17 protein-coding genes are annotated in these 19730 nt (G+C 73.7%); 11 read left to right on the top strand and 6 right to left on the bottom strand.

All coding sequences use genetic code 11. The annotated features are described in order from the left end of the window. The first annotated feature begins 2 nt into the window (after positions 1 to 2). A complete protein-coding gene (locus ACZ7C5_RS28125; protein WP_401090279.1) occupies positions 3 to 1409 on the top strand; it encodes a dihydroorotase in 1407 nt (468 codons plus the stop codon). Next, positions 1406 to 1921 (top strand): flavin reductase family protein, encoded by a 516-nt coding sequence (locus tag ACZ7C5_RS28120; RefSeq protein ID WP_401090280.1) that lies wholly within the window; start codon positions 1406 to 1408, stop codon positions 1919 to 1921. Before ACZ7C5_RS28125 ends, ACZ7C5_RS28120 begins: the two co-directional genes overlap by 4 nt. Here the strand turns inward: ACZ7C5_RS28120 and ACZ7C5_RS28115 are convergent. Further along, the gene (locus ACZ7C5_RS28115; protein WP_188298450.1) at positions 1905 to 2387 is read right to left on the bottom strand and encodes a MarR family winged helix-turn-helix transcriptional regulator; all 483 of its coding nucleotides are present in this window, start codon (positions 2385 to 2387) and stop codon (positions 1905 to 1907) included. The two genes, ACZ7C5_RS28120 and ACZ7C5_RS28115, sit on opposite strands and share 17 nt — an antisense overlap. Before the next feature lie 52 nt (positions 2388 to 2439). On the opposite strand from ACZ7C5_RS28115, the gene ACZ7C5_RS28110 reads away from it, so the two are divergent. Next, a complete protein-coding gene (locus tag ACZ7C5_RS28110) occupies positions 2440 to 2898 on the top strand; it encodes a luciferase domain-containing protein (RefSeq protein WP_401090283.1) in 459 nt (152 codons plus the stop codon). 84 nt (positions 2899 to 2982) lie between these two features. On the opposite strand, the gene ACZ7C5_RS28105 is transcribed toward ACZ7C5_RS28110, so the two are convergent. Further along, positions 2983 to 3750, bottom strand: a complete 768-nt coding sequence (locus tag ACZ7C5_RS28105) for a TetR/AcrR family transcriptional regulator C-terminal domain-containing protein (protein WP_401090284.1) — start codon at positions 3748 to 3750, stop codon at positions 2983 to 2985. An 81-nt stretch (positions 3751 to 3831) separates the two neighbouring features. On the opposite strand from ACZ7C5_RS28105, the gene ACZ7C5_RS28100 reads away from it, so the two are divergent. The 3 genes from ACZ7C5_RS28100 (at position 3832) to ACZ7C5_RS28090 (ending at position 9590) form a co-directional block, all read left to right on the top strand. Further along, on the top strand, positions 3832 to 4683 hold the full coding sequence (locus ACZ7C5_RS28100) for a siderophore-interacting protein (RefSeq protein WP_470323688.1): 852 nt from the start codon (positions 3832 to 3834) through the stop codon (positions 4681 to 4683). Between the two features lie 342 nt (positions 4684 to 5025). Continuing rightward, positions 5026 to 8418: a S8 family serine peptidase gene (locus tag ACZ7C5_RS28095; protein ID WP_470323687.1), complete on the top strand. Its 3393-nt coding sequence runs from the start codon at positions 5026 to 5028 to the stop codon at positions 8416 to 8418. A 203-nt stretch (positions 8419 to 8621) separates the two neighbouring features. Then, the gene (locus ACZ7C5_RS28090; protein WP_401090290.1) at positions 8622 to 9590 is read left to right on the top strand and encodes an alpha/beta fold hydrolase; all 969 of its coding nucleotides are present in this window, start codon (positions 8622 to 8624) and stop codon (positions 9588 to 9590) included. An 80-nt stretch (positions 9591 to 9670) separates the two neighbouring features. Here ACZ7C5_RS28090 and ACZ7C5_RS28085 read toward each other — a convergent pair whose 3' ends face one another. From ACZ7C5_RS28085 to ACZ7C5_RS28075, 3 genes are all read right to left on the bottom strand, one after another. After that, the gene (locus ACZ7C5_RS28085) at positions 9671 to 11095 is read right to left on the bottom strand and encodes a VWA domain-containing protein (protein ID WP_470323686.1); all 1425 of its coding nucleotides are present in this window, start codon (positions 11093 to 11095) and stop codon (positions 9671 to 9673) included. Then, positions 11092 to 11973, bottom strand: coding sequence for an AAA family ATPase (locus ACZ7C5_RS28080; RefSeq protein ID WP_401090293.1), 882 nt, complete (start codon positions 11971 to 11973; stop codon positions 11092 to 11094). The genes ACZ7C5_RS28085 and ACZ7C5_RS28080 overlap by 4 nt, the downstream gene beginning before the upstream one ends. Positions 11974 to 12199: 226 nt before the next feature. Beyond that, the gene (locus tag ACZ7C5_RS28075) at positions 12200 to 12868 is read right to left on the bottom strand and encodes a Tat pathway signal sequence domain protein (RefSeq protein ID WP_401090295.1); all 669 of its coding nucleotides are present in this window, start codon (positions 12866 to 12868) and stop codon (positions 12200 to 12202) included. A 545-nt stretch (positions 12869 to 13413) separates the two neighbouring features. Between ACZ7C5_RS28075 and ACZ7C5_RS28070 the strand changes: the two genes are divergently transcribed. The 4 genes from ACZ7C5_RS28070 (at position 13414) to ACZ7C5_RS28055 (ending at position 17062) form a co-directional block, all read left to right on the top strand. Next, positions 13414 to 14142 (top strand): TetR/AcrR family transcriptional regulator, encoded by a 729-nt coding sequence (locus ACZ7C5_RS28070; protein WP_401090297.1) that lies wholly within the window; start codon positions 13414 to 13416, stop codon positions 14140 to 14142. A 184-nt stretch (positions 14143 to 14326) separates the two neighbouring features. After that, a complete protein-coding gene (locus ACZ7C5_RS28065; protein ID WP_401090299.1) occupies positions 14327 to 14983 on the top strand; it encodes a DUF6230 family protein in 657 nt (218 codons plus the stop codon). 2 nt (positions 14984 to 14985) lie between these two features. Then, positions 14986 to 15516 carry a DUF6114 domain-containing protein gene (locus ACZ7C5_RS28060; protein ID WP_470323685.1) on the top strand — a complete coding sequence of 177 codons (531 nt, stop codon included), beginning with the start codon at positions 14986 to 14988 and terminating at the stop codon, positions 15514 to 15516. Positions 15517 to 15805: 289 nt separating this feature from the next. Continuing rightward, positions 15806 to 17062, top strand: a complete 1257-nt coding sequence (locus ACZ7C5_RS28055) for a globin domain-containing protein (RefSeq protein ID WP_401090303.1) — start codon at positions 15806 to 15808, stop codon at positions 17060 to 17062. A gap of 40 nt (positions 17063 to 17102) precedes the next feature. On the opposite strand, the gene ACZ7C5_RS28050 is transcribed toward ACZ7C5_RS28055, so the two are convergent. After that, positions 17103 to 18506, bottom strand: coding sequence for a selenium-binding protein SBP56-related protein (locus tag ACZ7C5_RS28050; protein ID WP_401090305.1), 1404 nt, complete (start codon positions 18504 to 18506; stop codon positions 17103 to 17105). 221 nt (positions 18507 to 18727) lie between these two features. Between ACZ7C5_RS28050 and ACZ7C5_RS28045 the strand changes: the two genes are divergently transcribed. Continuing rightward, complete coding sequence (locus ACZ7C5_RS28045; protein ID WP_401090307.1) at positions 18728 to 19699, top strand: alpha/beta hydrolase; 972 nt, start codon at positions 18728 to 18730, stop codon at positions 19697 to 19699. The last annotated feature ends 31 nt before the right edge of the window (positions 19700 to 19730 follow it).

Genomic DNA, 19730 nt, shown 5'->3' with positions numbered 1-19730 from the left:
CTGTGAACCCCACCCCGGCCTACGACCTCCTCGTCCGGGGCGGCACGCTCGTCGACGGCCGCCGGGCCACCCGCGCCGACCTCGCCGTGCGCGACGGGCGGATCGCCGCCGTCCTGGCGCCCGGCGCGCCCGCCGAGGCCCGCGAGACGGTCGACGCCTCCGGCCGGTACGTGCTGCCCGGCCTCATCGACTCCCACGTGCACTTCCGAACTCCCGGCCTCACCGGCAAGGAGGAGTGGGCGAACGGCTCGCGGGCGGCCGTCGCGGGCGGTGTCACCACCGTCATCGACATGCCCAACACCAGGCCCGCCACCTTCACCCCCGCCGACGCCCACGCCAAGCACGCCCTGATCGAGGGCACCAGCCTGGTCGACTACCGCTTCCACGCCGGAGTCAACCCGGACGAGGTCACGCTCCTCGACGACTTCACCCCGCGCGAGGCGACCTCCGCCAAGGCCTTCCTGACCGGCCACCACACCGCGCCGCACGTCCTGCGCGACCCCGCCAGGCTGGACGACCTCTTCCGGCTCGCCGCCGCGAAGAACCTGCGGCTGCTCTTCCACGCCGAGGACGACGACGTCTTCGCCCTCCTCGACCAGTGGCAGGGCGAACCCCTGGCCTACCGCTCGTACGAGGCCCACCGGCCGCGCAGCGGCGGCATCGTCGCCGTCGCCAAGCTCATCGAACTCGCCCGCAGGCACCGCACCGACGTGCACGTCCTGCACGTGTCCAGCAAGGAGGAGGCCGACCTGCTCACCGCGGCGGGCGCGGCCGGGATCCCGATCACCTTCGAGGTCACCGGGCACCACCTCTCCTTCACCACCGAGGACACGCTGCGCCTCGGCCCGCGCATCCGGCTCAGCCCCGCCATCAGGGACCAGGCCGACCAGGACAGGCTCTGGCAGGCCGTCATCCGCGGCGAGGTCGCCAGTGTCGGGAGCGACCACGCCCCGCACGCCCTCACCGACAAGGCGCTGCCAGCCCCCGACGCCCCGCCGGGGCTGCCCGGGGTGCAGGAGCTCTTCCCCGCGCTGCTCACCGGGCTGCGCCGGCGCCTCCCTGGCGGCGACGCCGAGCAGGCCCTGACGATCGCCGTGCGGGTCATGGCGGAGGGCCCGGCCCGGCTCTTCGGGCTGGAAGGCCGCAAGGGCGCCCTCACCGAGGGCCACGACGCGGACCTCGTCCTCGTCTCCGCCGACACCAACTGGTGGCTGCGCGCCGACGAGGCGTACGCCAAGGTCGGCTGGTCCGCCTACGAGGGCTGGACCTTCACCGGCCGCGTCGAGCGCACCCTGCGGCAGGGCCGCGAGGTCTACGCCCGCCGAGCGGACGGCACCGCCGTCTTCGGCCGCCCCGACGGCCGCTGGCTGGAGGCGGGCGTGCCCGCCCTGGCGGGAGCCGGGCGATGAGCCGGGAATCGCTGCTCGCGCCGTCCGACGACCTGAGGTCGCACTTCAAGGACGCCATGGCCGCGCTGGCCGGCGGCGTGTGCGTGGTGACGACGACCGGGCCCGACGGCACGCCCTACGGCTTCGCCGCCACCTCCGTCACGTCGGTGTCGCTCGACCCGCCGATGATGCTGGTCTGCCAGGCCAAGTCCTCGCGCTCGTACCGGCTGTTCGCCGGGGCGGGGCCGGTCGCGATCAACGTGCTGGCGGCCGGACAGCGGCCGGTGGCCGAGCGGTTCGCGACGTCCGCGGACGACAAGTTCGCCGGTACCGGCTTCGAGTACGCCGAGGGCCTGGCCCCGGTGCTGCCGGGCGCCCTCGCCGCCGTCCGGTGCCGGCGGGCGCGCACCGTCGACGCGGGGGACCACAGCGTCCTGCTGCTCGACGTGCTCGACGTGCGCACCGCCCCCGGCGAGCCGCTGATCTACCACGGCAGGCGCTACCAGCGCCTGGAGCTCACGCGTCGTGGCTGACGAGCGCCGTGTCGAGCTTGCCGAGGAGCGCGGACAGCTGGCCGGCCTCCTCCTCGGAGAGCCCGCTGCCGAGCACCTCGCGCTCGGTCTGCTTCCGGGCGGCGATCACCTGGTCGACGACCTCGCGGCCCTTGTCGGTGAGCCGGACGATCACGATCCGCCGGTTCTCCGGGCTCAGCCGGCGCTCGACCAGACCGGCCTGCTCCAGCCGGTTGACGCGGTTGGTCATGGTGCTGTTCGAGATGAGCAGCCGGTCGGCGATGTTGCCCGGGCACATCTCGTGGACCGGCGCCTGGGTGCGCAGCGTGGTGAGCACGTCGAACTCCCAGGCCTGAAGCCCGAAGCGGGAGCACGTGCGACCGAAGCGCAGCTCGGCCTGGCGTGAGACGCGCAGCAGCCGGTCGATGACCGGCAGGGCGACGGCCCCCTCCACCAGTGCGGGAGCGTTCGAAAGCTTCTCCTCCATGCCCAGAGCGTAGCCGAGAACTGTTCGATGTCGTAATGACGAAAGGAAAGCGATGTCCCTGCTGAACCTTCCCGACCGCCCCGGACCGGCCCCCCGCACCCGCGGCCCGGTGCCCCACGGTCAGCTCGACCAGATCGCCCCGACGCCGCTTCAGGAGGAGTTCTGGCAGCGGATGCGGTCGCTCAGCGGCGTCTACCTCGCCCCGACCCACGTGCCCTACCCCGAGGCCCGCGCCATCCACCTGGCCCCCGAGTTCGGCACCGGGCCCGACGACGCCTTCATCCGGCAGAGCCGGGAGTTCGCCCACCAGCACCCGCCGCAGGACGGCAGCGTGCACCTCACCCTGCCCCCGGCGACCAAGAAGCACGTCACCGACGCGGGCTGGGGGATCCCGCACCCGATCCAGAACACCCTGCTGCTCTTCGGCCCGCGCGACCGGGACGAGATCGAGGTGGCCTGGCGGATCCTGCTGGCCTCGTACACCTACGCCCGCGGCCGCGCCCACGAGTGAGCGGGTGGACGCGGCGGGGCCCGGTCGTGTGTCACCCACACGGCCGGGCCCGTCCCGTGCTCAGGCTCCTTCGCAGGCCCGTGCTCAGGCCCTTTGTGGGGCCCCCGCTTCGATGCCGTCGAGCAGGACGGCGAGGCCGGTGCGGAAGGCCTCCCGGTGGGTGTCCTCCGGGGCGCCGCCGCCCTCGCTCCGCAGGGCCACGAGCAGCGGGAAGCGCTCCGCGAAGTCCGGTGCCAGCTCGGCCAGCCGGGCGGACCGGGCGGACCACCACTCCTCGTCGGTGACGCCGGTCGCGGCCGCCGCGCCGCGCGCGTCCGCGGTGGTGGCGGCCAGGCCGCGGACGAACTGCCAGAGCGCGGCGACCGCCCCGCGCAGCCGCGGCGGCGCCAGTGCGGCCGGTCGCAACGCGCCCAACAGCGCCTCCATCGCGGCGAGTTCGGCCGGGCCGAGGACCGGGCGGGCCTGTGAGACCTGGAGCACCCAGGGGTGGCGCAGATAGCAGGCGTACAGGCCCTCGGCCCAGGCGGTGACGGACTCCCGCCAGCCGGCCGCCGGCGGTTGCCCGGTGGGGAGTTCGGCGAGTGCCCGGTCGTGCATCAGGTCGAGCAGTTCGGCCTTGCCCGGCACGTAGGTGTACAGCGCCATCGCGGTGCGGCCGAGCCGCTCGCCCACGGCGCGCATCGACAGCGCGGCCATGCCCTCGGCGTCGGCCACCGCGACGGCGGCGGACACGATCGCGTCCACACTCAGACCCGGCCTGGGGCCGCTGCGTCCGGTGCGCGGTTCCTCGGGCGCACCCCAGAGCAGGGCGAGCGAGCGATGGGCGTCGCCCTGCCCGGCGTAGACGGTCATCCGGCATCTCCTTATGGCGTAAAGTATCGCCGCGGCGGCAACTCTTTATGCCGTAAGGTTACCAACCGAAGGAGTTTCGCGATGACATTGCCCGTCACCTTCGCCGAGGTCGTCGAGGTCCGCCGGATCACGCCGCGCACCACGCGGATCACCTTCGCCGCCGACGAGCTGCCCGACACCGTCGGTACCGCCCCCGACCAGCAGCTCAAGCTCTGCTTCCCGTGCCCCGGGCAGCGCGAGCCGGTGCTGCCCGCCCGGCAGGACGACCCGATGGGCTGGTACCGGGCCTACCTGGCCGTCCCCGAGGCCGAGCGCCCGCTGCTGCGCAGCTTCACCCTGCGTCACCGGCACCCCGGCAGCCGGCTGGTGGAGATCGACTTCGTGCTGCACGGCGGCACGGGACCGGCCACCGCCTGGGCGCTGCGGGCCGCGCCCGGGGACCGGCTCGGCATGGTCGGCCCCTCCGCGCTGTACGCCCCGCCGGTGCCGTTCGCCGAGGCCGCGGCGGCGGCCGACTGGGTGCTGCTGGCCGGGGACGAGACCGCGCTGCCCGCGATCGCGACGCTGGTCGCGGCACTGCCCGCCGGGGTGCCGGCGCTGGCGTACGTCGAGGTCGCGGACGAGGCCGAGCGGCAGCCGCTGGAGGGCGGGGACGGCCTCGTCGTGCACTGGCTGCACCGCGACGGGGCCGCCCCCGGCACCGTGCTGGCAGGCGCCGTCAGGTCCGCCGGGCTGCCCGCGGGCCGGCCGTTCGCCTGGCTGGCCGGCGAGGCGGGAGCCGTCCGGGCGCTGCGTCGTCACCTGGTCGAGGAGCGCGGGGTGCCGAAGGCGTCCATCGACTTCACCGGCTACTGGCGCCACCGGCTGACCCAGGACGACGCGCCCACCGACGAGGACCTGGCGGACGCCCAGGAGCGGCTGGCCGGGTACTGACCGGTCGGCCGGGTGCCGACCAGGGGAGCGGCCGGGCGCGGAAAGGGCCGATCGGCTGAAAGATGCGGATTCGGCCCGATTTCCTTCGTGGATTTTACTGACTGATGGTCAACTTTACTTTCTGATGGGGATTTACCCCCTTGTCGTGATCCTCTCAGGTGCGTTGGAATGCGTCAGCTGTCATCTGACGAGAGGATTTATATGATCGGCTGGCGGAAAACCCAGCTAGCAAGTGCCGTCACCATCACCGCCGCGTCCATGGTCCTGAGCCTCGGGACGGCCGCGGGCGCGGCTCCGGCCCCCGCACCGCGGAACGCCCCGACGGCGTCCGCGGAAGCCCCGGTGCCGGTGATCGTGATCCTGAAGGACCAGATCGCGGAGGCCCCGGCCGACCACGGCCACCTCGGCGCCCGGCAGCAGAAGACCGCCGACGCGCAGGCACCGCTGCTGAAGCAGGTCAGGGCGGCCGGCGGCACCGACATCAAGAGCTTCGTGGTCGGCAACGCCTTCTCCGCCACCGTCAGCCCCGCGCTGCGGGACCGGCTCCAGGCGGACCCGGCGGTCTCCGCCGTGGTGGCGGACACCCAGGTCCAGGTCGCCCCGGCGGGCGCGGGCAAGGCGAAGGCGGCCAAGGACGCCGCCGGTACCGGGGCGGCCAAGGCCGACGCCGCCCCGCAGGCCGTTTCGGGCAGCAACGGTCAGAACGGCAACGGTCAGAACGGCAACGGGCTGGTCGGCAACAGCCAGGGCGGTGAGGAGAACGCGACCAACACGGTCTGCCCCTCCGACCCGGCCAAGCCGCTGCTGGAGCCCGAGGGCCTCTACTCGACCCGGGCCGTCACCGGCAACGGCAAGCCCGGCGTCGAGGACCTGGCCACCGGCAAGGGCGTCAAGGTCGCCTACATCGCCGACGGACTGGACCCGGACAACCCGGACTTCATCCGGGCCGACGGCTCCCACGCCGTGGTCGACTTCCAGGACTTCGCGGGCGACGGCTGGAACGCGCCGACCGGCGCGGCGGAGGCCTTCGGCGACGCCTCGGCGGTCATCGCCCAGGGCCGTCAGGTCTACGACGTCTCCCAGTTCGTGAACTCCTCGCAGCCGCTCCCGGCCGGCTGCACCATCCGCATCCGCGGCCTCGCCCCGGACGCCGACCTGGTCGCGCTGAAGGCCGGCGGCGAGATGATGGCCAACTCCTCGATCCTCCAGTCGATCGACTACGCGGTGCGGGTCGCCCACGTGGACGTGCTGAACGAGTCCTTCGGCGGCAACGTCACCCCGGACAGCGGCGCGCACGACACCATCTCGCTCTTCAACGAGCAGGCCGCCAAGGCCGGGGTCACCGTCGCGGTCTCCACCGGCGACGCCGGGATCAGCGGCACGATCGGCACCCCGGCCACCGACCCGTACGTGATCGCGGTCGGCGCCTCCACCGACAACCAGAACTACCAGCAGACCGGTTACGCGGCCTCCCGGTTCTCGAACAGGACCTGGAGCGACAACCGGATCTCCGCGCTCTCCTCGGGCGGCTTCACCCAGGCCGGCCGGACGGTCGACCTGGTCGCGCCGGGCGAGTCGGACTGGGCGCTCTGCACGCCGGACCCGAGCAGGTACACCGACTGCACGGGCTACAACGGCAAGCCCACACCGATCCAGCCGTTCGGCGGCACCAGCCAGTCGGCCCCGTTCGTCACCGGCGCCGCGGCCCTGGTGATCCAGGCCTACCGCGACACCCACGGCGGCGACTCGCCGGCCCCGGCGCTGGTGAAGAAGTTCCTCACCGGCACCGCCACCGACCTCGGCGTCCCAGCCGAGGAGCAGGGCGCGGGCCTGCTGAACGTCCGCGCCGCCGTCGAGGCCGCCCGCGGCTACGCCGGCGGGGACGGCACCGACGGCGCGAAGACCGTCCTGGTCACCACCGGGCAGATCGACATCGCCGGCGCCCCCGGCTCGACCCACACCGCCGACGTGACCGTCACCAACACCGGTGACACCACCCGGACGGTCAGCGCCACGACCCGCGGCTTCGTCCCGCAGTCGAGCAACCGGCAGACCGTCCAGCTGGACCCGTCCTCGAAGGACACCTTCAAGTACGCGACCAACGGCACGGACTGGGTGCAGAAGCAGGTGAAGTTCACCGTGCCGGCCGGCGCCGACCGCCTCGCGGCCTCGATCGCCTGGCAGGGCGCGCCCAACCCGGTCACCAACGGCCCGGTGGTCCGGATGACGCTGCTCGACCCCTCGGGCCGCTTCGAGACCAACACCCGCCCGCAGGGCGGCGCCACCCCGGCGAACTTCGGCCTGGTGGACGTCCCGCACCCGGTGGCCGGCGAGTGGACGGCGGTCCTCTACACCCCGGCGGGCCAGGCCGGTTACGGCGGAGCCGTCCAGCTGGGCACCGCCACCCAGCGCGCGGTACCGGCCGGCGCCGTGAGCCCGGGCACCACCGACCTGAAGCCGGGCCAGACCAAGACCCTCAAGGTCCGGCTCACCACCCCGGCCGCCAGCGGCGACTCCAGCGAGGCCGTCCTGGTCTCCGGCTCCGACGGCAGCACCACCAGCGTCCCGGTGGCGCTGCGCAGCCTCGTCCCGGTGAACCAGGGCACGGGCACCTTCACCGGCACCGTCACCGGTGGCAACGCCCGCAACGCCTCGCCGACGCAGAGCTTCTCGTACGCCTTCGACGTCCCGAAGGGCCGGCAGGACCTGCGGGTCGGCCTGACCGTCGGCAAGGACTCGAAGCTGCTCATGCAGGGCGCGCTGATCAGCCCGAACGGCACCCCGGTCGACATCGAGGGCAACGGGCTGTTCGACGCCCAGGGGCAGCTGACCGGCACCGGTGACGGCGTCTCGGCCACCGCGGTCAAGCCGGCCGCCGGCCGCTGGCGGTTCGTCCTGAACGTGCTCGGCCCGGTCAGCGGCCAGGAGCTCGCCCAGGACTTCACCGGCACCGTCGCGTTCGACCGGAACCAGGCCACGGCGGCCGGGCTGCCGAACGACGTGCGCACCGGGCTGGCCGTCGGCAAGCCGGTCACCGTGCGGGTGGACTACACCAACAACACCGTCGCGACCCAGCGGATCGCGGCCGACGGCCGGCTGGACCGCAGGGCGGACCTGCCGCTGGTGCCGCAGGGCTCCTCGGCGACCGTCGCCCTGCCACTGACCCTCAGCTCCACGGTGCCGTCCTTCCTGGTGCCGCCGGGCACCGACCGGCTCAAGGCCGTGGCGGCGTCCTCGACACCGGCGCAGATCGAGCTGAGCGCCACCGCGGGATCGCCGGACCTGTTCGGCGACCTGAAGAAGGCCCAGGACGGCTCGGCCATCTCGGTCGCGACCGACAACGGCACCGCCGAGCAGCCGGTCGTCCCCGGGAACTGGACCACCTTCGTCCAGCAGATCGGCCCGTTCGGCACCGGCGGCGCGCCGGCCGGCACCTCCACCCTCACGGCCACCGCGCACACCCAGGCCTTCGACCCGGCGCTGACCTCCAGCACCGGTGACCCGTACGCCGCCGCGGTGAACGCCTCGGCCCCGGCCGCCACCCCGGTGACCGTCGCGCCCGGTGCCACCGGCTCGCTCCAGGTGACGCTGACCCCGGCCGGCCCGAAGGGCAGCACGGTCAGGGGCGTGCTGTACCTGGTGTCGGGACCGACCGGCGTGGCCACCGCCAACAACGTCCTGAACACCACCGGTTCGGTGCTCGCGGCGATCCCGTACAGCTACACCGTGAACTGATCCCGCGTCGGATCCGCTCGGTCCGAGACCGCCCCGGGAGGTTCCGGGGCGGCCTCGGCCGTTCCGGGCGGCGGGCCGACTCCGGCCCCGGCCGTCTTCCGACCTGGGCCGCTTCGGACTCCGGCCGCCGACGGGATTCCGGAGGCGGTGAGCCGGGCAGGGTCGGGGTGAACGGATGTCTTCACCGGATGGGGAGTTGTGAGTTGAACGACGCGATCAAGCACGGCGAGGCCGAGGTGAACGGCGTCCGGCTGCACTACGCGGAGCAGGGCGAGGGGCCGCTGGTCCTGCTGCTGCACGGCTTCCCGGAGAGCTGGTACTCCTGGCGGCACCAGTTCGCGCCGCTCGCCGAGGCCGGCTACCGGGTCGTCGCGCCGGACCAGCGCGGGTACGCCCGCAGCGAGCAGCCCGAGCGGGTGGACGCCTACACCCTGCTGCACCTGGTCGGCGACGCGGTCGCGCTGATCGGCGCGCTGGGCGAGGAGCGGGCGGTCGTGGTCGGGCACGACTGGGGCGCGCCGGTGGCCTGGGCCGCCGCGGCGCTGCGGCCGGACCTGGTGCGCGGGGTGGCCGGGCTGAGCGTGCCGCCGCTGCCGGCCGGGCCCGGCACCCTGTCGGCCGCCCGGGAGAACTTCGGCGACGGCTTCTACCAGATCTACTTCCAGGAGCCGGGCCGCGCCGACGCCGAGCTGGGGGCCGACGTGAAGTCCAGCCTGCGGCGCGTCCTCTGCGGCCTCCAGCCCGGCGGCGAGCCGCGGCCGTGGGTCGTCCCCGAGGGGAAGACCCTGCTGGACACCATCCCGGAGCCGGACCACCTGCCGGACTGGCTCACCGACGCGGACCTCGACGCGTTCGCCGCCGACTACGCCCGGCACGGCGAGCGCGCCTTCACCGGGGGCCTCAACTGGTACCGCAACATCGACCGGAACAGCGAGCTGATGACGGCGTTCGTCGGTCAGCGGATCGACGTGCCCGCGCTGTACGTGGTCGGCGAGCAGGACCTGGTGAACGCGATGATCGCGCCGGAGGCGGTCGAGTACCTGCTGAAGAACCTGACGCCGAGGCTGCACCGGCACGTCCGGCTGCCGGACACCGGGCACTGGACGCAGCAGGAGCGTCCGGCCGAGGTCACCGAGGCGCTGCTGGACTTCCTGGCGCAGCTGGCGGAGTAGCCGGTGGCGGGCACCGCCCCGCGCAGGGCGGTGCCCGCCGCTTGGTGCCTGGTGTCCGGCCCGGTGCCCGGGGCCCGGCGTCAGACCGGCAGCAGGCGGCCGATCAGCTCGCCGAGCCGGCGGGCGTTGCGGCAGGAGTGCATCTCCACCACGCCCGCGTAGGCGAGCGCGGCGGAGTCGCCGGTCGCCCAGAGCGAGGGCTGTTCGGGATTGAGCCAGAACACCCGGCGGGCCCGGCCGGCGATCCGGCGCAGCGCGTCCGGGTTCGGGTCGCGCTGGTTGGTGCGGGCGTCGCCGAGGACCAGGACGCAGGTGCGCGGGCCGACGGCGTCCAGGTGGCGCTCGGCGAACTCGCCGAGCGCGGTGCCGTAGTCGCTGTTGCCGTGGTAGCCCGTCACCTTCGCCTCGGTGAGGATCCGGGCGGCCAGGCGGGCCGGGTCGTCCCCGCCGCGCAGCAGGCCGGTGACCTCGGCGGTGCGGTTGACGAAGGCGAACACCCGGACCTTGCCGAACTGTTCGCTCATCGCCCGCACCAGCAGCATGGTGAAGTCGGCGAAGCCCGCCACCGATCCCGAGACGTCGCACAGCAGCACCAGCTCGGGGCGGGCCGGGCGGCGGAGCCGGTACGCGGGGCGCAGCGGCACCCCGCCGGTGGTCAGCGAGCGGCGCAGGGTGCGGCGCAGGTCGATCTCGCCGCGGGCGGCGCGGCGGCGCCGGGCGGCCAGCCGGGTGGCGAGCTTGCGGGCCAGCGGGTGGACGGTGCGGCGCAGTTCGGCGAGTTGGTCGCGGCCGGCGTAGAGGAAGTCGACCAGGTCGGCGGTGGGGGCGACGGCGCGTTCGGCGATCCGCTCGGGGCCGCGCAGTTCGGCGACCCGGCGGCGGGCTTCGCCGGCGGTCATCGCGCGGAAGTCCCTGATCCGGCGGCGGATCTCGTCGGCGAGCACCCGGTCGGAGAGGTCCTGGGCGCCCTGGCGATCGCGCAGCGCGGCGAGGACGCGGGCGAGCAGCGTCTCCGGGGCGAGCCGGCCGAGCGCCTGCTGGGCGGACCAGCCGTCGGTGCCGTCGGTGCCGGGGGCGCCGTACCGGCCGAAGGCCTCCACCACCTCGCCGGCCAGCCGGGCCTGGGCGGCCCGGTCGTCGGCGGCCAGGGCGGCGGCGAGGCGGTCGCGCAGCTGCTCGCGCAGCGGGTCAGGGCGGCCGAAGCGCGGCGGTTCCGGGTTGTCGGGGACGGGCGGCGGATCGGCCCGGACGGCCTCGGGGGTGCCGACGCCGAGCGGGAAGAACAGGTCGAAGGAGGCGTCGAAGACCGTGCGCTGGCTCTCCGCGCGCAGCAGGGCGGCGGCCAGGCCGGCCCGTATCCGCTCGCGGTCGGTGAAGCCGAGGACGTCCAGGACGGCGGCGGCGTCGACCGTCTCGGCCGGGCCGATCCGCAGGCCGTGCCCGCGCAGGGCGCGGACCAGGCCGGTGAGCCGGGCGGCGGTGTCCGCCGGGGCCGGGGCGGTCATGCGAGGGTGAGCTTGTGGGCGGCCTTGCGGACGTCGTCCTGGTGCTTGAGGATCACCCCGAGGGTGTCCCGGACGACCGTCTCGTCCAGGGTGTCGGCGCCGAGGGCCAGCAGGGTGCGGGCCCAGTCGATGGTCTCGGCGACGGACGGCGCCTTGCGCAGCTCCATCGCGCGCAGCGCGCCGACGACCCTGACCAGCGACTCGGCCAGCGTCGCGTCCAGTCCCGGCACCTTGAGCCGGACGATCCGGCGCTCCAGCTCGGCCTCGGGGTAGCCGAGGTGGAGGAAGAGGCAGCGGCGGCGCAGCGCCTCGGAGAGCTCGCGGGTGGCGTTCGAGGTGAGCAGGACGAAGGGGCGGCGGCTCGCGGTGATGGTGCCCAGTTCGGGGACGGTGACCTGGAAGTCGCTGAGCACCTCCAGCAGCAGCGCCTCCACCTCGACGTCGGCCTTGTCCATCTCGTCGATCAGCAGCACCGTGGGCTCCTCGCCGCGGATCGCGGTGAGCAGCGGGCGGGTGAGCAGGAACTCCTCGCCGAAGATGTCGGTGCGGGCCTCCTGCCAGCCCTCGTCGCGGCCGGCGGTGATCCGCAGCAGTTGCTTGGCGTGGTTCCACTCGTAGAGCGCGCGGGCCTCGTCGATGCCCTCGTAGCACTGGAGCCGGACGAGGCGGGCGTCGCCGATCGCGGCCACCGCCTTGGCGAGTTCGGTCTTGCCGACCCCGGCGGGGCCCTCGACCAGCAGCGGCTTGCCGAGCCGGTCGGCGAGGAAGACGGTGGTGGCCACGGCGGGGGAGGCCAGGTAGCCGGTGGCGGCCAGCTGGTCGGCGGCGTCCGCCACCGAGGTGAAGAAGCCCGTGCCGTGCCCGTCGCTGCTGCTCATCCGCCTGCCCCGTTCCGGTTCGCCGTCCGCGTGCGGCGCCACCCTACCGGCCGGTCACTTCGCTGTCTCGGGGGTGGGCGTCGGGGCCCCGGGCGGTGGTGGGGGTCGGGTGCGGCGGAGCGGCGTACGGCCCGGTGCGGGTGCCGTACGCCGCCGTCGTCAGGGCGGGCCCGGTGACGCCGGGTGGGTCTGGCGAGCCTGGTGGGCCCTCAGGCGCGTCCGGGCGTCAGTTGACGAACAGGAGCGGGCTGCCGGCGACGCTGCTGTCGACGACCGGGCCGTAGGTGGCGCTGAAGTAGCCGGTCGCGAAGCACAGGCTCGGGCCGGAGACCAGGGCGAACGGCTGGCCGGCGAAGCCGATGGTGTTGCCGGTGTTCGAGGTGGTGCCGTTGATCCCGGTGGCGCTCTGGTAGTTGCAGTTGACGCTGCCCAGGATGGTGCTGAGCACCACGGTGGTGCCCATCGCGCCGGACGTGCCGGGGGTGAGCTTGACCGGGTTGCCCGGGGCGTCGCTGACCGTGTTGGTCCACGGCAGGTTGGTGACGGTGATGCTCTTGACGCCCGTGACGCCCAGGACGTTGGAGGTGCAGGAGCCGAAGGTCTGGGCGTCGAGCCGCTCGACGGCGCTGCCGGGGGCGGCCGGGTTGGAGGTGACGGTCGCCGAGAAGGCGGAGGCGGCACACTTGATGCCGCTCGTCCCGGTGGCGCTGTTGTAGAAGGTCGCGAAGGAGCCGGAGACCAGGTTGGCGGTCAGCACGTCGCCGACTGCGACGGCCGGGCCGGTCGGGCTGCCGGTGGTCAGGACCGCGCCGGCGGCCTGGGCGGGTGCCACGGCCGCGCCGGTGAGGGCGAGGGTGGCGAGGGCGGCGGTGGCGAGGGTGCGACGGATGCGCATGAGGGTACCTCTCTCCGTCCGTTGGACGGGTGGGGGAATCCCGACGTGCGGGTGTGGTGGTGTGCACGACGGGGGAGGGGCAGAGGATGCCGGAGGTGTCGTACCGGAAGTGTCGTACCGGAGGTTTCGGCGCAGGCCGAGGGGCGGGCGGGCCCGGCGCCACGGGCCCGTCCGTGCGGTACGGCGGTGCGGTACGGCTGTACGGCGGTGCGGACGTACGCGAGGGTGGGCGTACGGCGGTGCGACGCACGCGGTGATCGGCGTGCGGCGGTGCGGTGGTACGGCCTTGCGTACGGACGGCGGCGTGGAACACCGCGGCACCGCGCCGTTCGGTCGGGGACGTGCGGTGCCGCGCGGGCGCATGGACGGCTGCCACCGTCGCGAGCCCGCGCCGCCGTGGTCCCGTGGCCTGGGCTCTCGCCCCGGGCCGACGGAGCCCCCGGAGGTTCCGGCCGGCGGGGGCCTGCTCGCCCGCCGGTTGGAAACCTGTCAGTGTTGTAAACCCGGTCTTCCGTCAATGTCAAGACAGCACACAGGAGTTGGTGATGGATCGGAAGTACCCCCGCGGAGTCGACGTGGTCCTGCTGCCGGGTGCCAGGACCGGCCGTGACCCGGCCCGCTCGATCAAGCCGGGGCCGCGCCGGCTGCCCGCGGGCGTGGTCGCCGCGACCCAGCGCGAGCGGCTGCTGGACGGGCTGGTGCGGACCGTCGCCGAACGCGGCTACCAGCACGCCACGATCAGCGACATCTGCCGTGCCGCGGGCGTGACCAGGCCGGTCTTCTACGAGCTGTTCAGCGGCAAGGAGGACGCCTTCCTGGCCGCGCACCGATACGGCACCGGGGTGGTGGTGCAGCGGATGACGGTGGCCTTCGCGGCCGAGCAGGACTGGTGCCGGGCCGTCCGGAAGGGGCTCGGTGTGATGCTCCAACTGCTCGCGGGAACGCCCGCGTTCGCCACGATGGCGGTGATCGAGGTCGAGGCGGTCGGGCCGGCCGGTCGGCGTGCGCGGGCCCAACTGCTCACCAGGTTCCGGGCGTTCTTCGCCGAGGTGCCCCAACTGCCCGGCGGGCTGGAGTCCAAGGAGGTGGTGGACGCCGTGGTGGGCGGCGTGTACAGCGCGGTCTACCGGTGGATCGACTCCGGCCGGACCGAACAACTCCTGGACCTCCTGCCGGTGTTGAGCATGTTCTGCCTGTCGCCCTTCCTCGGCCCGGCGGAGGCGGCCGAGCGGCTGGGGGTGAGGGACTGGCCGAAGCGGGTCGCGGATTGGTGAAGATCCTCCGTGCACCCGTATTGACCCGGCCAATACCGGGCAGTAGCTTCCCAGTTACCCACCGCGTGCCGACCGGACGTGCCCCGCTGCCGAGGGGCGGACGGCCCGGCCGGTGCGGGGAACGCTGTCCGCGCCAGGACAACGTGCCAGTGCCTGCACACCCACCCACCCACAGGGAGCACACATGGCCATGTCCGAGGACGCCGCCGCGGCGGCCGACACCCCACAGACGCCGAGCGGGCCGAGAAGGGGCCGGGTACGGATGAAGCGGACCGCCCTGATGGCCGTACCGGCCGTCGCGGCCGGGGGCGTCCTGATGGCGCTCACCGCCCAGGGCGTGCTCGCCGCCCAGTTCTCCATCTCCGGCATGCCGTTCACCATCACCGCCGACAAGCTGGACGGCGAGGGCTTCGCCCAGTTCGGCTCGCTGGACTCGATGATCCCCGACAGCCCCAACGCCGGCTCCACCGGCGGCCAGGTGCTGGTCGCGGTGTCGGCGATCAAGAAGGCCGAGATCACCAACCTGTGCCAGAGCGTCGACCTCGGCGGCATCAACCTGGTGATCCACGCGGGCGACGGCGCGACCCCCGTCACCGCCTCCGACCTCACCACCGACTCCGACCTGCTGTCCGGTGACGCGGAGTTCAGGAACATCGAGATCGGCGGCGACGCCAGCACCTTCACCAAGGCCGGCCCCGTCGGCAAGGGCAACCCCGGCGTCTTCGGCCAGCAGGCCGACCACGTCACGCTGACCCACCTGAACCAGCACAACTACGCGAGCACCGCCGTCGGGTTCAAACTGCCCAACCTGCGGCTGAGCTTCAGCTCCACGGGCTGCTGACCGTGAAGGAGTCCGTACCGGAACCGGCCGGCACCGGCGAGGGCGCCGCGGCACGGGCCGAGGAGGTGGCGGCCGAGGGGACGGCGGCCACGCCCGTCCAGGCCGAGGCATCCCCCGCCGCCGACCCGGCCGCACGCCCGGTCAAGCGCGACTGGCGGGGCGGGCGGCCGTTCTGGGGCGGGCTGCTGGTCACGCTCGGCGGCGCCGAGGTCCTGTTCACCCTGAAGGCCCCGTTGCCCGTCATCCTGCACATCGGGGTGGCAGGGATGGCCGGGTACCTGGTGCCGGCGGTGATGCTGCTGTGCGGCCTGCTGATCCTGTTCAACCCGGCTCAGCGGCTGTTCTACTCCATCCTCGCCGTGCTGGCCTCGCTGGCCAGCTGGGTCACCTCCAACCTGGGCGGATTCCTGATCGGGATGATGCTCGGAGTGGTCGGGGCCTGCCTCACCTTCGGGTGGCTGCCCGACCAGCCGCTGCGCCAGGGCCGGCAGCGGCGGCTGGAACGTCGGGAGGCGCGCCGGGCCGGAGCCTGACGGCGGTGCCCCGGGTCCTGGTGGCGGAGAGCGCCGGGACGTGGGGCACCCTTCCGTCGGTCCCGCGGCCGGCCCTGGCATCGGTTGCGGCGCCCGCGTCACCACCGGTTTCCGGCGTTCCGGGCGGATTCGTCGGCCCTGCCGCGCGCGGCGGCGGCCGAACACCGTCGCGTAACGACCGTCACATCCGCAAGGGGTCGAAGGTCCCGGGTCCGTCCGGGGCGATCGGCCCTTCTCGCGCTCGACGGGTCGGCAGTTCACTGGGCGGGACATGGACAACAGCAGCAGCATGAGCACTGGCACCGCCACCGCCGTCTCTCCCGCCACCGCCGAGTACGACCGCCTGATCGCCCGCCATCACGCGATGCGCCTGCGACGCCAACTCCTCGCCCCGTCCGCCTCGGCCGGCGGCGACTTCGGGTACGGCGCGCACGGGGCGTACGGCGAGGACGGCGGCTACGACGGCGCCGCCGACCAGCACCTGATCCGGCGCGACCTCGACCTGATCTCCCCGCTCGCCGACCTGATCGACCACCTCTACGCGGTGATGTTCAGCCACCGCCCCTATCTGCGCCCGCTCTTCCCCGCCTCCATGGAGTTCCAGCAGCTCCACCTGGAACGGATCTTCCACCACCTGATCGACCACCTCGACCGCCCCGCCGAACTGGAGCAGACACTGCGACAACTCGGCCGGGACCACCGGAAGCTGGGCGTCCGGCCGGTGCACTACGAGGCCTTCGAGGAGGCTCTGTGCGCGGCCGTCCGGCACCGGGCCGGCGAACGCTGGACCGAGGAGCTGGAGGGCGCCTGGGTGCGGATGCTGCGCTTCGCCGTCGGCGCGATGGTCGCCGGCGCCGACTCGGCGCTCACCGAACCCCCGTACTGGCACGCCGTGGTGACCGGCCACGAGCGCCGCCGTCCCGACCTCGCCGTGCTGCGGGTGCGCACCGGCGAGCCGTACCCGTACCTGGCCGGGCAGTACGGCACCGTCGAGCACCCGGCGCTGCCGCACACCTGGCGGCAGTATTCGATGGGCTGCGCCCCGCGCGCCGACAACGAGCTGGAGCTCCACGTCCGCCGCACCGGCCCCGGCGGGGTCAGCGCCGCGCTGGTCGAGCACACCGGGGTCGGCGACCGGCTGCGCCTCGGCCCGCCGCGCGGCAGCCTGCTGCCCGACGGCGACGCCCGCGACCTGCTGCTGGTCGCGGGAGGCACCGGCCTCGCCCCGATGAAGGCGATCGTCGAGCAGCAGGCCGCCCACCGGCCGACCGGCCGCCGGGTCCACCTGTTCGTCGGTGCCAGGGACCGCGCGGACCTCTACGACTGGCGGGCGCTCGCCGAACTCGGCTCGCACAAGCCGTGGTTGAGCGTCACCCCGGTCACCGTCGGCGAACTCGCCGACACCGTGGCGGCGGCCGGCGACTGGCGCGAGCACCTGGCCTGCGTGACCGGCCCGGTCGGCATGGTCGGCTCCGTCCGCACCCGGCTGGCGGCGGCGGGGCTGCCGCCGACGCAGGTGCGGTTCGACCAGGCGCTGTTCCGGTGAGGCCGGCCCGGTGTCCGGTGCGGTGTCCGGCCCCGGGCGCTCAGCGGAAGCAGTAGGAGTCGGAGGAGGCGTCGCCGCCCGCCAGGTGGGTCTGGTGGACGCGCAGGCCCCGGAAGTCGGCGCCGTGCGGGAAGAAGCGCTCGTCGACGCTCAGCCCGCCGGCCTCCGGGTCGGCGTCCAGCTTGACCATCCAGGGCTCGATGCCGTCCGGGTAGAACTGGTCGTCCCAGGCGCCGTAGAGCGAGTTGGTGAGGTACACCCGGCGGCCGTCCCGGCTGATCTCCACCATCTGCGGCGCCCCGCTCAGCGGACGGTCCGGCTCGGCGGGGTGCGGGGTGCGGGCGACGATCCCGCCGAGCCGCACGGAGTCGGCCAGCCGGGGGTGGAACGGGTCCGAGACGTCGTACTGGAACAGCTCGCCGGTGCCCCACGCGGAGACGTACAGCCAGCGGTCGTCCACCGACAGGTTGATGTCGGTGACCAGCGGCGGCACCGCGCCGAACGGTTGCAGCGCGGGCGGCAGGTCCTCGGCCTTGGCCGGTTCGGCGGGGATCTCGATCACCTTGCGCGCGGTGAACGCCGGCCCGTCCCGGTACCAGAGCCAGACCGAGGAGGAGAGGTCCTCGACGTTGGTGACCACCCCGGCGAAGCCCCACTCCGCCTGCGGGTCGTGCGCCGGGCGCAGCTCCAGCACCATCTGGTACTGGTCGCCCAGGTCCACCCGCTGGAGGTGGCGCCCGGAGTCCAGCTCCCAGAAGTGCAGCGCGTGCCCGTACTTGCGGCCGAGCAGGAGGTCGGGCACCACCCCGTCCTCGACCATCCACGGGGTGCCCCACTCGCTGGTGATGCCCACGTTGGTGCCCAGGTGCCACCAGACGTCGTACGCGAAGTTCTGCGGGCCGCGCTCGGTCTCCCAGGCGCGCAGCACCTCGAAGGTGGTGTGGTCGAGGAGCGCCACCCCGCCCGGGCCGTCGTCGCCCTCGGCGCTGCCCAGGCAGGAGAGGAACACGCCGTCGGGACCGCAGTGCAGGGTGTGCGGGCGCGAGTAGCCGGCCTTGGCGGCGAGCTCCTTCGCCTCGATCGTCTTCACCAGGTGCGGGCGCACCGGGTCGGGGCGGGTGTCCAGCACGTGCAGCCGGGAGGAGCGCAGCCCGGGCAGCAGCAGGTAGCGCCGCTCCGGGTTCTCGTGGCAGGCGTGGGCGAGGGCGCTGGAGCAGGCGTTCCACCCGAAGTGGTGCAACTCGTCGCCCAGTGTCGGCAGTTCGGCGAAGTTCAGCACCTTCCCGTAGCTCGCCGAAGCCGGATCGGTGTCGACGCTGAGCAACGCGTCCGGCTGCTGCCCCGACCGGTCGAACCCGGCCACGTACGCCAGCCGCTCCGGCGGCGCGGCGATCGCCTCGGCCGCCGAACGGTAGAGCGACGGATCGGAATGCCCGTGCTGCATGCAAACTCCCCAACTCGCCTGGTCTGTCCGGGAAGCGTTCCACACAACCACCGGCGCACAGCAGGCGCACGAGGGAGCTGCCAGGAGGCGCGGGCGGCCACCCCGCGCCGGTGCGCACCAGGGAGCCCGCCCCGACCGGAGTCGAAAGCATTGCGATCATCACATCCCAGCAGGTCGGCGGCGCCGGGGCGGAGCAGGGCGGAGCCAGTACAGTCGGGTCCATGGAGTTCCGTGAAGACATCCTGGGTGCCCCCTACGAGGCGGCCGAACTGACGCTGCGGCCGGACGAGGAGGGGGCCGTGTGCGCGACGCTCGTGCGCAGGCTCGTGCCCGGGGCGGAACGGGCCGTGCTCTACGTCCACGGGTACAACGACTACTTCTTCCAGACCAACCTCGCGGACCACTACACCGCGCTCGGGTTCTCCTTCTACGCCCTCGACCTGCGCAAGTACGGGCGCTCGCTGCGCCCCCACCAGTCGCCGAACTTCGTGCGCGACCTCGCCGAGTACGACGAGGAGATCGACGCGGCGGTCCGGATCATCCGGGAGACCGACGGGCACCGGCAGCTGCTGCTCAACGGGCACTCCACCGGCGGCCTGATCGGCGCGCTGTGGGCGGGCCGGCGCGCCGGGCGCGGGCTGGTGGACGGGCTGTTCCTGAACAGCCCGTTCCTGTCGATGCCGGCCGCGCCCGCGGTCCGCACGCTCGGCGGGCCCGCCGTCACCGCGCTCGGGCGACTGGCGCCGACCCGGGTCCTGCCGTCCGCGCTCAACCCCCACTACACCCACAGCCTGCACAAGGACCACCAGGGCGAGTGGGACTTCGACCTCACCCTCAAGCGCCCCGAGAGCTTCCCGCTGTACGCGGGATGGCTGTCGGCGATCCACCAGGGCCACCGGCGGCTGCACCGGGGCCTGGGGATCGACGTGCCGGTGCTGCTGATGGCCTCGACCAGGTCCGTCTCCACCACCAAGTGGCACAACGCGCTGCACCACGCCGACGCCGTGCTGCGCGCCGACGACATCGCCGCGCAGGGGCCGCGGCTGGGGCGGCACGTCACCATCGTCCGGATCGAGGGCGGCATGCACGACCTCGTGCTGTCCGGCGAGAAGGCCCGCACCCGGGTCTTCGCCGAGCTGGACGACTGGCTCGCGGCGTACCTGGACGTGCGGCCGGTCGGGGAGCACGCGTGACCTCGGGGCACGACTCGGACGACTCGCACGA

It is taken from the genome of Kitasatospora sp. NPDC036993, from assembly GCF_055607525.1.
This window is presented reverse-complemented; position numbering and strand designations above follow the sequence as displayed.